Annotated in this window: 10 protein-coding genes; all 10 read right to left on the reverse strand. The window is 49.7% G+C overall.

Annotation, left to right across the window (positions count from 1 at the left end; genetic code table 11):
* Positions 1 to 179: 179 nt before the first annotated feature.
* The 10 genes from AC3WQ3_RS10455 to AC3WQ3_RS10500 all read right to left on the reverse strand — a co-directional run bounded on the left by AC3WQ3_RS10455 (position 180) and on the right by AC3WQ3_RS10500 (position 14,641).
* On the reverse strand, positions 180 to 1,835 hold the full coding sequence (locus tag AC3WQ3_RS10455) for an extracellular solute-binding protein (protein WP_492472211.1): 1,656 nt from the start codon (positions 1,833 to 1,835) through the stop codon (positions 180 to 182).
* 70 nt (positions 1,836 to 1,905) lie between these two features.
* Positions 1,906 to 2,775: a carbohydrate ABC transporter permease gene (locus AC3WQ3_RS10460; protein ID WP_095361125.1), complete on the reverse strand. Its 870-nt coding sequence runs from the start codon at positions 2,773 to 2,775 to the stop codon at positions 1,906 to 1,908.
* A 14-nt stretch (positions 2,776 to 2,789) separates the two neighbouring features.
* The gene (locus tag AC3WQ3_RS10465; RefSeq protein WP_176476168.1) at positions 2,790 to 3,707 is read right to left on the reverse strand and encodes an ABC transporter permease; all 918 of its coding nucleotides are present in this window, start codon (positions 3,705 to 3,707) and stop codon (positions 2,790 to 2,792) included.
* A gap of 262 nt (positions 3,708 to 3,969) precedes the next feature.
* The gene (locus AC3WQ3_RS10470) at positions 3,970 to 5,049 is read right to left on the reverse strand and encodes a response regulator transcription factor (RefSeq protein ID WP_492472212.1); all 1,080 of its coding nucleotides are present in this window, start codon (positions 5,047 to 5,049) and stop codon (positions 3,970 to 3,972) included.
* Positions 5,046 to 6,821 (reverse strand): cache domain-containing sensor histidine kinase, encoded by a 1,776-nt coding sequence (locus AC3WQ3_RS10475; protein WP_492472213.1) that lies wholly within the window; start codon positions 6,819 to 6,821, stop codon positions 5,046 to 5,048. Before AC3WQ3_RS10475 ends, AC3WQ3_RS10470 begins: the two co-directional genes overlap by 4 nt.
* 188 nt (positions 6,822 to 7,009) lie before the next feature.
* Positions 7,010 to 7,852: a hypothetical protein gene (locus AC3WQ3_RS10480; RefSeq protein ID WP_492472214.1), complete on the reverse strand. Its 843-nt coding sequence runs from the start codon at positions 7,850 to 7,852 to the stop codon at positions 7,010 to 7,012.
* A gap of 275 nt (positions 7,853 to 8,127) precedes the next feature.
* The gene (locus tag AC3WQ3_RS10485) at positions 8,128 to 8,871 is read right to left on the reverse strand and encodes a nuclease-related domain-containing protein (RefSeq protein ID WP_492472215.1); all 744 of its coding nucleotides are present in this window, start codon (positions 8,869 to 8,871) and stop codon (positions 8,128 to 8,130) included.
* Positions 8,872 to 9,166: 295 nt separating this feature from the next.
* A complete protein-coding gene (locus AC3WQ3_RS10490; RefSeq protein ID WP_492472216.1) occupies positions 9,167 to 10,060 on the reverse strand; it encodes an NAD(P)-dependent oxidoreductase in 894 nt (297 codons plus the stop codon).
* Positions 10,061 to 10,168: 108 nt separating this feature from the next.
* Positions 10,169 to 12,502 (reverse strand): helix-turn-helix domain-containing protein, encoded by a 2,334-nt coding sequence (locus AC3WQ3_RS10495; protein WP_492472217.1) that lies wholly within the window; start codon positions 12,500 to 12,502, stop codon positions 10,169 to 10,171.
* A gap of 57 nt (positions 12,503 to 12,559) precedes the next feature.
* Positions 12,560 to 14,641, reverse strand: coding sequence for an alpha-amylase family protein (locus AC3WQ3_RS10500; RefSeq protein ID WP_492472218.1), 2,082 nt, complete (start codon positions 14,639 to 14,641; stop codon positions 12,560 to 12,562).
* Positions 14,642 to 14,643: the final 2 nt, after the last annotated feature.

The raw sequence follows: 14,643 nt of genomic DNA on the forward strand, positions 1-14,643 counted from the left end.
AGGCTGAACTTCCAATTCTTTTTTTTAAACGCTGGATTAATTACTAAAACGTATCTAAGACAAAAAATAGGAAATTTAATATATGGGCCAGACGGTACCTAAACGAAAAAAAGCTCTGATCACGAGACCAGAGCACCGTTTTTGCGAAACTAGTTTATTATATTGTTCCAACTGCCCTTTCACTCCGCCTTCTTGAAATCAGCCTGCTGCTGTTCATAGATTTCATAGAAATCGTCCCAGACCAGAACATTATCCTTTTCCTTGCTCCACCAGTCCTTATACCATGCTTCAATCTCCGGTCCGCCGCCTTGCTCCCACTTCTGCTGGGCCTCTGCCGCGGCCTGTTCAACCGTATATTTGCTGCCCCCGATGATGGAGCGTGTGAAAATATCGTTGATGGCTGTCGTTACATTGGTCAGCTTCACCTGAAGCTCCTTCGGCAGCTGCGGCATATGTTCCGAGTGGGTCACGCCCTCTCCTACCGGAAGATCCGTCATGTACACTTCTCGCGCTTCCTTGAAGAGGCGCAGACCTTCCTTCTGGGATGGGATCTCCTCGCTGAACAGCATTTCGGTATACCCGCACTTGCCTTCCTCCAGGCGGCTGTACATCATGGCATAGTCTCCTGCCCAGCTAATCTCCTGCTTGTATTTCTCCTGATCGGAGATACGCGGACAACCTTGCTCGTTCAGGGTGTAATGCGTACCTTCAAATCCATTTTTGAAGGTTCGACCGGACTCTGTTTTGGTTAAAAAATCAATATACTTCATGACTGCTTCCGGATTCTTGGCGCGTGCATTGACGACCGCCGTCATCTGCACCGGGTTGTTCCATACCATCGTGTACTGTCCAACCGAAGTGGTTGGCAGCGCAATGACTTTTAGTTTCGCTTCCGGAACATTCTGCATCAGCGTATCCAGTTCTTTCGCCGCAAAACCCGTATAATCCGATGTCATGGCAGCATACATGCCGATTTTGCCATTCAGGAAATCCTGCTTCGCCTTGGCACCGTCCTTATCAGTCAGAAAGTCCTTATCGACCACGCCTGCTTCAAACAGGGCACGTTTAAATGCGGTCGCTTCCTTCATGTGGTTGGGACCCACAACGACTTCACCCTTCTCTACATTGACCCAGTTGGCATTGAACATATAGCGGAACAGACCTGCTGTATCCCCAAATTGAAACCCGCCGATGCCATATGTATCATTCGCGCCATTTCCATCCGGATCATTTTCCGTGAAGGCTTTGGCGACAGCCAGCATCTCTTCCTCGTTCGTCGGCACCTCCAGATTCAGCTTCTCCAGCCAGTCTTCCCGGATGAAAAAGCTGGTCAGCGGAAATACCTCATTCATGCGTCCGACCTCGTACAACTTGCCATCGCTTTTGATGCCGGCCTTCTTCAGCTGAGGATATTTCTCCATGAGTGCTTTGTATTCCACGCTGGAGTTCTCGATCAAGTCATCCAGCGGCATAAGCTGTTTCTGATTAAACAGGGTATTGCGGATGGGCGTACCGAATTCAAAAATGACATCCGGCGCGCTGCCTGAAGCAAATAATACGTTTAACTTGGATTGGGATTCCCAGCGGGGAACTGCCGTATATTTGACATTTGCCGGACCGTTCTCGTTAATCCACTTGGACCACATATTATCTTCAATCGTGCCCATACCGCTCGGAACCGCACCCCGATCATAGATCGTTGAGGTGATATTCCCTCTGCTGCCTTCACCTTCCGCCTGCTCACTGCCGCCCCCTCCTGTGCAGCCTGCCAGTAATCCGCCGATCAAGCCCAGAACGAGACCCGACTTCACCCATGCCTTCATCGTTAACGCCATAGATAAGACCCTCTTTCTCTCCCTGTATTATGACACCCACGTAATATGACCGATATCCTGTTTGCCTGTTTTACCCTTTGATCGAACCAAGCATAACCCCTTTGACAAAGTACTTCTGCAAGAACGGATATACCGCCAAAATGGGAATAACCATGACAATCACGGCTGCTGCCCGGATACCTTCCGGCGTCAGATTCGAAATCATCGTTGGATCGGTAAAGTCCTGTACATTCAGATTGGACATAATCATATTCTGGACCAGTACAGTCATGTTGTATTTGGACGTATCGTTGATGTAGATCATCACGCTCATGAACGAATTCCAGTACCCCACCCCGTAAAAGAGGGCAATGGTCGCCAGCAAAGGTTTGGATAGCGGAAGCACGATACGAAACAACAGTCCCAGCTCACCACAACCATCAATGCGGGCAGCCTCATCTACTTCCCCTGGCAGATTTTCAAAATAGGAGCGCATGATCAGCATGTTATACGTGCTCACCAGGCCAGGCAGCCAGAGTGCACCGTAACTATTCACCAGCCCCAGGTTTTGCACCACCAGGTACGTCGGAATGAGTCCACCGTTAAAAATCATCGTGAACACCATTGCCATCGTAAAAAATCGCCGGTGATAAAAGTGCCTCCGGGACAGCGGATATGCCGCCATAATGGTCACGGCCATGCTGAGCCCTGTACCGATTAACGTAATCTCCACACTGTTCCAGAACGCATTCAGAATCGGCGTCCCCGTAATCAGGCTGTGATAGGAGAACCAAGTGAAATCGACTGGCCATAACCCTACGTTACCGGACACGACGGCTCTTGCATCACTGAAAGACAAAGCAATGATATTCAGAAGAGGCAGGATGCAGCTGACGGCAACCAATGATAACAATACATAATTGATCAGATAAAAGACTTTTTCTCCTCTGGTTTTTCTCATGCTGCTCTCCCTCCCTACCACAAACCTTCGTTAAATCGGCGTGCAATGTAGTTCGCACAAAAGATGAGAATAAAGGCCACCAGGGATTCGAACAATCCCATCGCCGTCGTCAGGCTGAACTGTGCCCCCTGAAGACCCGTGCGATAAATATACGTACTGATGACATCAGCAACCTCGTTGACATTGGAATTCTGGAGCATATAGACCTGGTCAAAGCCAACTTCCATCACCCGCCCCATCGACAGAATGAGCAGAAGAATAATTGTCGAACGTATGCCCGGAAGGGTCACATGCCAGATCTGACGCATTTTGCTCGCCCCATCCATCTGTGCAGCCTCGTATTGGCTCGGATCAATGGTCGTGAGTGCCGCCAGAAAAATAATGGCATTGAAGCCCATGTCCTTCCAGATTCCCGATCCAACGAACACCGCAATCCAGGAGCCCTTGTTGTACATGAACGGGTAAGGTTCACCTGTCCAAGCTTCGACCCAGCGGTTTACGATCCCGTTTTCCAAAGAGAAAACCGTCATGATCATCATCGCAATAATGACCCAGGAGAAGAAGTGCGGCATGTAGACCACGGTCTGCACCGTCCGCTTGAAGGCCATGTTTCTCACTTCATTAAGCATAATGGCCAGGATAATTGGAATGGGGAATCCTACAATGATGCTTAACAAACTGAGGAACAAAGTGTTACGGATGATCTCCACCGTACGCGGATCGCTGAACAGCGTCTCGAAATGTTGGAAGCCAACCCACGGACTATGCCAGAGCCCGTCATAGAAGTTATAGTCCTTGAAGGCCATGACCAGTCCTCCAATGGGTGCATAACGAAAGGTCAGGTAAAACAGGATCACCGGAATAAACATCAGGATTAACGGAATATTGGTCTTGAACCGTCTCAGCCGCTGCTGCCTGATTCGATGCTTCATTTCATGATTTGGTGGTTGTATTCCGGACGGTGTTCCAGCGGCCAGCTCCCCCTTCATATTTCATCACTCCTCTCTGCTGCTGATGTGCTATAGCTGTATTTTAGATAAAAATGTAAGCGTAAACATTTGTTATTTAACGATCCTTTTTAAAATTTCTACGCAAAATAACCCCACATGGTGGGGTTGTCCTAGGAAACGGGGCTGTATGCATACAGATTCCTTATGATCTGATCTTGGCTGTAAAACACATAAAGAACAGTTGCTACTCGTGGTGATCTCTAGCAGCTCCCTGCTTACGATATTCGCGAGGAGACAATCCAGTCGCCTGTTTGAATACGGTAGTGAAATAGCTTGAGTTATCGAAGCCTGTCTGTTCTGCTATATCGGCCATGCTCTGCCGGGTGCTGTGCAGCAGCAGCTTCGCTTTCTCGATCCGGCGTTTGCTGACATACTGGCTGAAGCCCTGTCCGGTCTCCTTTTTGAACAAATGACTCAAGTAGTTTGGCGTCACATGCACATGAACAGCAGCGGCCTGCAGCGTGCAGCTTCCGGCGTAATTCATCTCAATATACCGAATGACACGTGTGATCACATGATCCTGCTGTTCCCGGGTCAGGCGCATCATCATATCCATCCAATCTTCACTCTTCGAGCGAGCCCATGCAATGACTTCGGGTACGGTATGGATCCACAGAAGTGGATCTGGCCCGAATGCGTCCAATCCCCCGGACTCCTGTGGCTGAAGCTGCTGTGCGAGCATGTCCGTCAAGACTTTCATAAGCAGATGGATTTCGGATTTGCATGGGGACAGTGGCATTCTGGCGGCTTCCTCCAGTAGGTCCTCCACCCAAATGATCATCTCCTCAAATTGCTGATGGAGCAGCATTGAAGCCAGTTCTTCGCGCCATCTCTCGGTACGGTCCACCTGGTTGTATTGCTCCCTGATTCGGATGTCCGACTGCTTCCGGCGATACCGTTCATGTGCCTTGCGCAGCACCTTACATGCTTCATCGAGGGAGAACGGCTTGAGCAAAAATTCAATAGCCCCATAGCGGATGGCACGCTGTGCATATTCAAATTCACGATACCCTGTCAAAATGATAATCATGATATCCCGCCCGCTCTCATGTATGCGCTCAGCCAAGTCCAGACCATCCATTACAGGCATGTTAATATCCGTAATAATCAGATCAGGCTTACAGCTGTGCACCGCCTGAATCGCTTCTTCTCCATCCGCAGCTTCTCCCACAACCTCCCATCCGAGAGGATTGGTCCGAACCAGATGAATTAGCCCCTGACGGAATAGTGTTTCATCATCGACTACAAGCATTCGTCCATTCACAGCACCTGCTCCTCTCTATCATCCGCATTCCCGGGCATGGTTCCTACTCCGATCTGATATGGTAAACGAAGGCGTACAAGCGTCCCTTCATCCACAGCAGACTCGATCTGTATGCCATAAGGCTCCCCGTGAATCAGTTCGATTCTTCGGAGTACACTTCGGATACCGATATGCTGACGTTCCTCTTCCGCATGTGGAACTGGCTTCATTATTCGTTCAATGACCATTGCATCCATGCCGCAGCCGTTATCGACGATTTCAATAATGAGCATGTCCGTTTCCTTCTCCGTCTCATGCCCTGGTTGCCGTAAACCACGAATCTGCAAACGGCGATTATCCCTCTTGTCTGAGAAGGCATGTACAAACACATTCTCGACGATAGGCTGAAGCAGCAATCGGATCACCTGACAGCGAAGTAACTCCGCAGGAATTGAAGTTTCTACGGATAATGCTTCCTGATATCTGGCCTGTTGAATTTGCAGATAATGATCGATTTGCGTCATCTCATCCTGGAGAGTCGTCAATCGCTGCACGGGTTCCAATGTGTACTGCAGCATTTCAGACAGGGCTGTAACGAGACGAGCGGATTTCTCATCGCCCAGCATATAAAACTTCCAGAAAAACATGCTTAGTGTGTTATATAGAAAATGAGGGTTCAACTGCGCCTGAATGGCTTTGAGCTCGGCTTCCTTTTCACTGAGTTCCCGCTCGTATACCTCATGAATGAGCGTATCGATCCGGGAAGCCATCGCATTGAACCGTTCACCGATGAAGCCCAGCTCATCCCGCGTTTCAATTCGAACCCTTGTATCGAACTGGCCATCGCGCACCCTTTTCATCGCATTGACCAGACTGGCCAGCGGACGCAGCAATCTGCCGCTAATGATCGTGATGATGAACCAGGAGCATAGTACGCTGGCTGCGGCAGAGAACACGGCGACTTGCAGGATGAGCTTACCCTTGTTCTGAATCTGTGCGAGCGATACTTTGCTTACCAGTGTGAAGCCTGCCTTGTCCGAGGTTTGTTTGGTATACAAATGAGTCGATCCCTGCTCGTCCCTGATCTCGGTTGCCCCCAGGTTTAGCTGTGTAGGCGGTGGTGGGTCGATATCCGGATTATGAAACGCATATAGCAGCTGCCCTTCCGCATCAAACAGATCAACAGCAACTTCCTCGTTCAATCGCAGGTCCTTGAGATACGACTCAAACAGCGAGGTGTTAAACAGGATCAACATCACTCCATACGTTTCCAGATCAACCGACCGCATTAATCGTCCAGCCAAAATCCAATTGGACTGCTCCTCCTGCAGAAAAGCATCCGGACCCAGACGATTCCACACATATTCACCGCCCGTCCCTTCCAGCTTATGAACCATCTCGGCCAAATAGGAAGGATTCATCTGTTGAAACGAGCCGGCAAAGGCGCCCAGATTAAATATATTTCCCTTCAGATCATAAATGCGTAGTCCCATGATCTCCGGTGCATCCAGCCTTACCTGGTACAACTGTTCATCCAGTTCATCCTCAAGCTTCATCTGATCATAGGAGGAGATGCCTGCAGCCTGTGCCTTAATGGCATTTTTCACGGAAGGATTGAGTGTGATGTAATCCGTCACCTTGTACATGTCGTTGACCCGCGAATCCAGCCGTGCCAGAACTTGTTCTGCTGTAAGACTATACTGACGACTGACTTCTTCATTGAATAGGGCAATATGGATGCGATATGTGATCAGCCCTGTCATTCCCGAGATGAATACCGTTGCTGCCGACAAAAACAAAATTAATTTCGTCCTAAATTTAAAGCGTTTACAAAAGTTATCCCACCATATTCTGCACACGCACCTCACCCTTATCCCGTCCCCGTCTTATGCTTAAAAACATATCACACCCCTGTTCAAAAAAACAGAAAAACCCTGACCATCCAAGACGGTCAGAGTTGTTTCCAATCTCCGTTTTCGTTCTACTTTCCGTATGTCTGCTCCATACGCTCTTCCTCATTTGTAGACAGCAATATATTAAGCAGCCCCATCGCATTATTGGCATCGGTTCTCGCCGTCTGGTACTTCTCGGCAAACGCTGCCTCATCCTGTTTGGGGTCCATTGCTGCCAGCTCCCCCCATGACTTGCGGGCCTTGTCGTAGAGTTCGCTTAACGTAATGTCATATGGATGCTGTGCCACCGGAGCCATGGATTCGAATTTTGCGGTAACTCTGAAGAAATCCATGGAATCCTGAAACGATTGGCTGCTGTAATCCTTGTTATTCATCGCATCTTCCGTAATCAGCAGACCTTCACGAGAAATAAACAGCGTCTTGACCATGGCCCGTTCCAGGTTCGTAGCTTCATCCCAAGTGATATAGGTCACGTCAGGAGCCTGTACAGTTGTAAAGAAAGGAAAGGCGTCATCGATTAAACGCTGTGTATTGGCATGAATCGGAACCTCCGCATTCATATCCACAACAGTATCGCTGTAATTGGCAACGTTAATATTCTTGGACCCTTCCTCACTAACCCGGCGAACCGGATGGTCGTCCAGCGGAATGCGGATATAGCCCAGCTTGTCAGCGTATTGATCCTGCAGCTCTTTCAACGTCTCCGTAGCATTCGAGGCTGGTTCCGCCGCATTGCTCTCACTGCCCTCTATTGCCGTATCTGCACCTGACGGCTCTGTTGATGTCGCTTCAGCTGCCTCTTGGGCAGGCTCTGGGCTGGCACCTTCCTTGGCCCCGCCACCGCATGCGGATAAAACCGCAGCCAAGCTGAATATCACGGTAAACATCCGAATTGGTTGTATCCATCTCATGGTATAATCTTCCCCTTATCTTATGTATGCATCTCTAATCTACATTAACCATGGCATGTACGATTGAACTCCTATTCTCCATATGATCTATCTTCGCATAACATGCCGTATTCACAGGTAAGTATTGGTCTACATTCTAACATAAGTTAAATTCTGGGTGTATACGACGATATACCTGTCTCCTTGAGCTGTCATGACTGGATGCCCCCGACAAAAGTACAAAAAACACTGTCATCCCGAAGGACAACAGTGTCTGCAAGAAACCTATCTATACGCTATTTAATCCCCTTAGCCTTCTCGATATGTTCCGCACGGGTCTGAGGCTCTGTGCAATTGGCTGACGACAGCAGGGTATAGATCGCCTGAATATCCTGCTCCTTAAACAACGTTTCAGGCACTTCTGCTTCGAGTCTTTCCGTTTTGCGCAGAATGGTCTCAACCAATTCATGATCATATATCACCAATTCATCGGAATTCACATACCGTACCGCAGGATCGACACTGATCCGGCAGCGATTGGTGAAGGTCACCATGGAAATCATGCGGATGCGCTTATAATCTCCGAGGTGTGCATGAACCGCCTCAACATGACCCCGATGCTGCATCAGCGGATTATACATCTTAATGCGACTGGTACTGACCGTCCAGTTGGCTTCTCTGCGCCCACCCCGAATCTCGCCTGTTGTGAGGTTACGGGTCTCGATGACGAAGATCCCCCGCGGACCAATAACAACATGATCAATCTGAGAATAGCCTGAACGGGATTTGGGATTGGTCACGAGCAGATCACTCAAAACTTTATATTGTCCCGGGAGACTGTACAGTCGTTCTGCTGTTGTCGGTTCTTCCGGCTCGCTGATCCAGGCGGCTTCATGTTTGGATTTGGATTTGGGTTTGCGTCTGCTCCGCGTCATTCGAGCAGGTGCAGGGCTCGTATCCGGGATTGCGGGGGCCGAAGCCGTAATTGAACTCGCAAGCTCTGGCTGTGTCTTGAACAGAGACAGGATTTTTTTGAACATGGGCAAGCTCCGTTCTAAAATTTAGTGTGAGTTACAGGTGATCGGTTACAACAATTGAACAACATAACAAGAACTTTGGACTTCCATTATGTAAACTTCTATTACTTATGTCGGATGAAGACGGATAAAAATAAAGGTCATCAGGCCTAATTCCCTTGCACAAACCAAAGTATACGAAAATATTTAACCAATATTGTGACTTTAGACACATTCGATCCATTGAAAATTCTAAAAAAACAGCGCATCCCTTTCCACTTAAGAAAAAGAACACGCTGCCGCTTACCACAAATGCGATTTATGCTTGAAGATAGTACGTATAGAGCACCTGCGTGCCCTTCTCATCCAGACCGTTTCTGGATATTTCCTGATACAGGGATTCAGCCAGTGCCAGTCCTGGCGTCTTCATGCCCATGGCCTTGGCCGATTCGAGGGCGATTCCCATATCTTTGATAAAATGTTTCACATAGAATCCAGGCTCGAAATCGCCTGCGATCATGCGCGGACCGAGATTGCTAAGCGACCAGCTTCCGGCTGCCCCGGTAGCAATGCTCTTCAGCACGTTCTCCGCGTCAAGCCCCGAACTCTTGGCATAGGCGAGTGCTTCGCATACGCCCATCATGCCGGATGCAATGGCAATCTGGTTGCACATTTTGGTATGTTGACCGGAACCCGCCTTGCCCTGCAATACAATGTTGGTGCCCATACACTCGAACAGCGGTCGTACTGCTTCGAATGCTTCCGGGGTGCCACCAACCATGATGGACAGCTTGCCATCGCATGCGCCAATATCTCCACCCGATACGGGTGCATCCAATGCATGCAGCCCCTTGGCTTCTGCCGCCTCGAAGATGCGAGCAGCCAGCATGGGACTGGATGTCGTCATATCAATCAGGGTTGAACCCGGTTTGGCATTGGCCACAAGACCGTCCTCGCCAAGATAAATCTCCTCTACATCCTTCGGATATCCTACCATGGTGATGATGACATCACACTCAGCCGCAAGTTTGCCTGGTGTATCGTGCCAAACGGCCCCTTCATTCACCAATACTTCCGCTTTGGCGGCTGTGCGGGTATACACATGCAGCGGGTAGCCCGCTTTCTGGATGTGACCTGCCATGCTTTTCCCCATAACGCCTGTACCGATAAAGCCAACTTTCGTCTCTCCAGGTGCCTTCGTCGTATTTGTCATCGTAGGTTTCCTCCTTGTTTCTCTATGGTTTGATGAGGTGCTTGTCTTGGATTGCTATATCTGTATGTTATAGCTTTCGTACGCCGCCGTCTATCATTTACATGAAATCTAGCGGACGGACATTCGATACTGATTGGGCGACATCTGAACAAACCGTTGAAAGGCCCTGTTCAGATTGCGTTCCGAATATCCCACCTGTTCGGCAATTTCCGTAATGGTGCAATCGGTATCCTTCAACAATTGCTTCGCTTTTTGCACCTTCAGATTCATTAGGTATTCGATAAAGGACACCCCCATTTCCTTCTTGAAGAGCCTGCTTAGATAGGAAGGACTGACATTCACGAGTTCTGCACAATCCGATAGCGATTGTACTCCTTCGGGATGGCTGTTCAGATGCTCGCAGACCCGCTGAACAATCAGGCGGGATGAATTGGTGCGAAGATCCTGACTGGCCTCAATGCATAATGGAAACAGCACACCGATAAACCAGTCGTGCATCTCCTTCGATGTCTGATTCTCCTGCAGCTGATCGAACAGATTGCTGCCCAGTCGTTCAAGCATGCCGGGACCCTTCGTCTCCATGAATTGAATAATGGCCGACAGCAGCATATGATATCCCTGAATCATGACCGTATAGGATTCGGAAGCACGCACTTTCTTGGAAAACCGATGCAGCGCATCCTCCGCATGCGTAAGCGTTCCGTTCCATAGTGAGTCAAGAATCTCCTCTTCGATCTCCCGGGGATACATGAAGACCGGATTACGCTGGGTGGCCAGAATATCTTCATAGAACAGAACGTTCTCGGCATCATCAAATAGCCGATACTGCAGGGCAAGCTGCGCTTCACGAAAGGACTCTGCGATCCCATGCAGTTGACCCGGACGCCCTACGCCCACTGTTGCCGAGAAAGACAGGTACTGATCCAGTGCGTGATGAATCTCCTCTGCATAGCTGCATACCCTCTGCCTCGCTTCACGAGCAGAAATCTCTGAATCGAAATGCAGAATTGCCACCGAATCACTATCATTTTTGTCTACAACATACCCCGTCAGATTCGTGTTTTGGCTGAGCAGTTCATCCATGACGTTTCTCAGGGCAAATACAATGACGGGGCCTTCACTGGGTAAAAATCGTTTCTTCTTGACCAGATTTTCCACTTTGACGACCAGCACCAAAAATTGTCCCTCTGTCTGGAACTCGTGTCTGGCACATTCTTCTTCCAACCTGCTGCTGGTCCATGAACCGCTAGATTGCAGTAATCTCTGCAAAAAACGATCGCGGAGGTCTGGCTGTATGCCCTCTATATACCGATTCAGGGTTTCGGTCTGTTCATTGAGATAGCTGAGCGAAGACCGGATATATTCAATTTCATTCCCCTGGGGAGCTGTATCCTGCCCGTTCCTGCGCAAGTGCTCCCCATACCGCAGCAGCTGCTGAATAGGGTTGTAGGCCAGCCGTGAGCTGAACCAGGTGAGCAGCATACCGACCAACACAAAGATGGACACCGAGATCAGAATGAGCACCTTGATCCAATTCAACTGGGCAATCATCTCCTGCTCAGGAAGTTGGGATATATAGGTCCTACCCATCGATGCCGAGGCATATGCCACAAGCTCATTCCCATGTTCCCCCTTCAGTACCTCATGCCCCGAGCGTTCTCTGCCTTCTGCATATGCAATCTGCTGCAGCACCTCGTCCTCCGATGCCCGTTTGCCAATCTCTCCTGGACCGTCCGTATGCAAAATAATTTGCTGATCCGCATTAAGAATGGCGAGAGATTGATCTTCCAGACTGACGGAATAGCTGCGCAGCAAACTCCGCAGCTCCTGTTCCTTCACTTGGAGAATGACCACGCCGCGCGGTTCTCCCTGTCCCATGACAGGCACTTGCCTCACATAGGAGATATAGCCCGCTTCTCCGGACTCGGGAAGATATCTCCAACCTGCAGCTGCCTCGCCTTTCAGAGCAGCTCCCATGTCCTGCTTTTCCTTGTAGTCTGCCAGCGAGACCAATCCGTAATAATGGGACAGAACCATGTCTGTTTTAGCATCATAATAAATCATTTCTTCAATTAGATTATTGGTGTTTTTGTGGAGCTGAAACAGATCGAGCATATCCAGGTGTAGAAAGTAATCGCTCTCATAATGAGCACTGCCTAATGCATTTCGCATCAATGGGCCACTGGCGAGCTGCATCGATTCATGCTCAATATTGGTCAGAATATTCTCCACCCTGTCTTTGAGCAAGTTCAATGAGGCCATATTGTTATCCTGGAATTGTTCGGTCAGTTTGATCATCGAGAAATGATAGTACGCGCTTCCGGCAAGCACCACCGGGATGACCACCGACATGCAGCCCAACCAGATCAGTCTTTTCAGATAACCATTCGTTGCGAACCAGCGGTCAAGCGCTGATTGGATGGTATGCATTACCCGCCTCATGGAATCACCCCCGTATGCTGCCTTAGGCTCATTTTCGCATGTCTCTGTTCGGGTTCATTATATCAAGAGAGGTACCCGGATACACTCCCAAACGTCCAGCGTGGGGACGTAAATTTTCAGTTTATTTCCGGACCGTTCTGCCTTCAGCTTCATTCCTGCGATTAAAGCTTCAGCGTCTCCTGCAGAAGTATCCTCCCCTGAACGAACTGTAATCTCAATATCATGGATGGGGAGCACAGCTGACAGCGGTCTGCGTCCTGCCCCGTTCACCAGATGAATCAGCAGGTCGTTATCCTTGCGGAAAACAGTCAGCTGTAAACCTGGCGCTTCCGAGATCGATACCAGAGCTTTATTGTTCAACTGCACATGAACGGCATTGGCAAACAACCGGAAATGTTCCTCCAATTTGAATTCCTGTATGAGCCCGCTAAGCGAAAACGGGAAATATAAGGTCTGCCCTGTGCCAAAGCTTCGCAACAATGCCAGCGGAAGATCGGTTTGTTTAACAGCCAGTGAGGCCCGTTCCGGAGGCGCTCCTACACTTTCCAACGGAGAAAACGGAGGAACTAACGTTGCCAATACCTGCACATTCACATCCTTGGGCTGACAGTACATCACCTTGCCTCGATGCGGTATCAGTTCCGTTTCCTCCAGCTTCCGCTGCAGTGGATTCCCTTCGTTGGCTGTAATAGAGTTCTGTTCAAACCGCAGGTAGGATGCAGCCAAATACTCGCTCTCCTGCATTTCCCCGGAAATACCAAAGAGGTCCATCAGCATCGAATCCGTCGGTTCATCCATCTTCGGCAGCTCTCCCTCTGCGATAAGACTGCCTCCCTGACTCACATAATCGCGGAGTAAATCTATAAAATGGGATGAATGTGTGAATCCTTCAGGCAAAATAACGACCGGATAGTGGTTCAGGTTCACAGTGCCCACCTGTTCAGGCAGAATCACATCAAAGGGAATGTGCTTATGGATGAGCGCCTCCGCCAAGCCTTCCGCTGAACGATTGGCACTCCACATGAGTGCCACCTGGTTCACGGGTTGTGCGCCGTCCATATGGGAAGCAAGCTTCGCTGCATCCCTGTTGACCTCTGTTACGGTTCGCAAAATCCGCTTATCCGTAATCGTATCCGGGATTCCGGTTAATGAATGCCAGAGCTGACCGCCATTGGCTGGAATCTGCGAGAGCCAGAAGCGGTATTCGGCAGGCGGAAGCCCGGTATGCCGCCAGTCCATGCCAGGGCAAGAATGTACAATGCCGAAGGGATCAGGACGACCCGGAACGGAACGCCCCACCTTGATACTGAGCGCAGGCTGCCAGAACTCCGGGATACGGGTGTGCCCCAGCGACAACACATCCTGCGGTTCAGTACAGAGCATATCAGTGATGGACACCCGTTTCTCCAGATTGTCCCGATGCAGATTATAGTACAGGATCATCGGCACCTCAGGCCGAACAGCCTTGATCTCCTGATACATCCGGCCCAGATTATCATCAAAGCAGCGGGCTCCAAAATCAGACGCCAGCTCTGCTGAAGTAGTCGGCAGCTCTGTTCCATAAATCCCCTTGTATTTCTTCTGACAATTGGAGCATTGGCAAAATATATATCCGGGTGCGTTGAAGAAGACACCGTCAATCTCATAACGTTCCAGTGCTTCCCGGATTACAGGAACCGCCAGTTCTTCGTTGCGGTAGCCCCCGTTAATGCAGGTCGACATCAACAGAGGCCAGGCCCCCGGGCGGGTGGCACCGATAATATCCGGCTGTCCCCCTTCCTTGCGGACAAACCACTCGGGCTTCTGCAAATAAACGGAGTCCTCTGCCTTGCTGAAATCAAAGCGGGCAATAAAGCGAATCCCGCGCAGATGACAGCTCTGGATCATATCCCGCAGCAGGTCGCTGCCGCGGGGCAAGTATTCATTTTGAACATGAAATGCGACATTCGATCGGTACCAGGCATAGATTCCACCCACATTAAACACCATGGCATTGGCACCCATCTCGAGCATTTGTTCCGCAAGCCTTTCGGGATCAATCTTCTCGGTGTCCTTCACCTGCATGTTAGGTTGAATGATGCGCAGCGGCTGCTGCCACCAGGGACGTTGTTGCTTATCGCTCAGTATGGGAGTTTTCATCG

The sequence above is a fragment of the Paenibacillus sp. FW104-T2 genome (genome assembly GCF_058789975.1).

What these genes read in the sequence shown, in the direction of transcription:
- AC3WQ3_RS10460 (WP_095361125.1), bottom strand. Translation starts at nt 2,775, where the DNA reads ATGAGAAAAACCAGAGGAGAAAAAGTCTTTTATCTGATCAATTATGTA.
- AC3WQ3_RS10495 (WP_492472217.1), bottom strand. Translation starts at nt 12,502, where the DNA reads ATGAGGCGGGTAATGCATACCATCCAATCAGCGCTTGACCGCTGGTTC.
- AC3WQ3_RS10490 (WP_492472216.1), bottom strand. Translation starts at nt 10,060, where the DNA reads ATGACAAATACGACGAAGGCACCTGGAGAGACGAAAGTTGGCTTTATC.
- AC3WQ3_RS10480 (WP_492472214.1), bottom strand. Translation starts at nt 7,852, where the DNA reads ATGAGATGGATACAACCAATTCGGATGTTTACCGTGATATTCAGCTTG.
- AC3WQ3_RS10455 (WP_492472211.1), bottom strand. Translation starts at nt 1,835, where the DNA reads ATGGCGTTAACGATGAAGGCATGGGTGAAGTCGGGTCTCGTTCTGGGC.
- AC3WQ3_RS10485 (WP_492472215.1), bottom strand. Translation starts at nt 8,871, where the DNA reads ATGTTCAAAAAAATCCTGTCTCTGTTCAAGACACAGCCAGAGCTTGCG.
- AC3WQ3_RS10465 (WP_176476168.1), bottom strand. Translation starts at nt 3,707, where the DNA reads ATGAAGCATCGAATCAGGCAGCAGCGGCTGAGACGGTTCAAGACCAAT.
- AC3WQ3_RS10500 (WP_492472218.1), bottom strand. Translation starts at nt 14,641, where the DNA reads ATGAAAACTCCCATACTGAGCGATAAGCAACAACGTCCCTGGTGGCAG.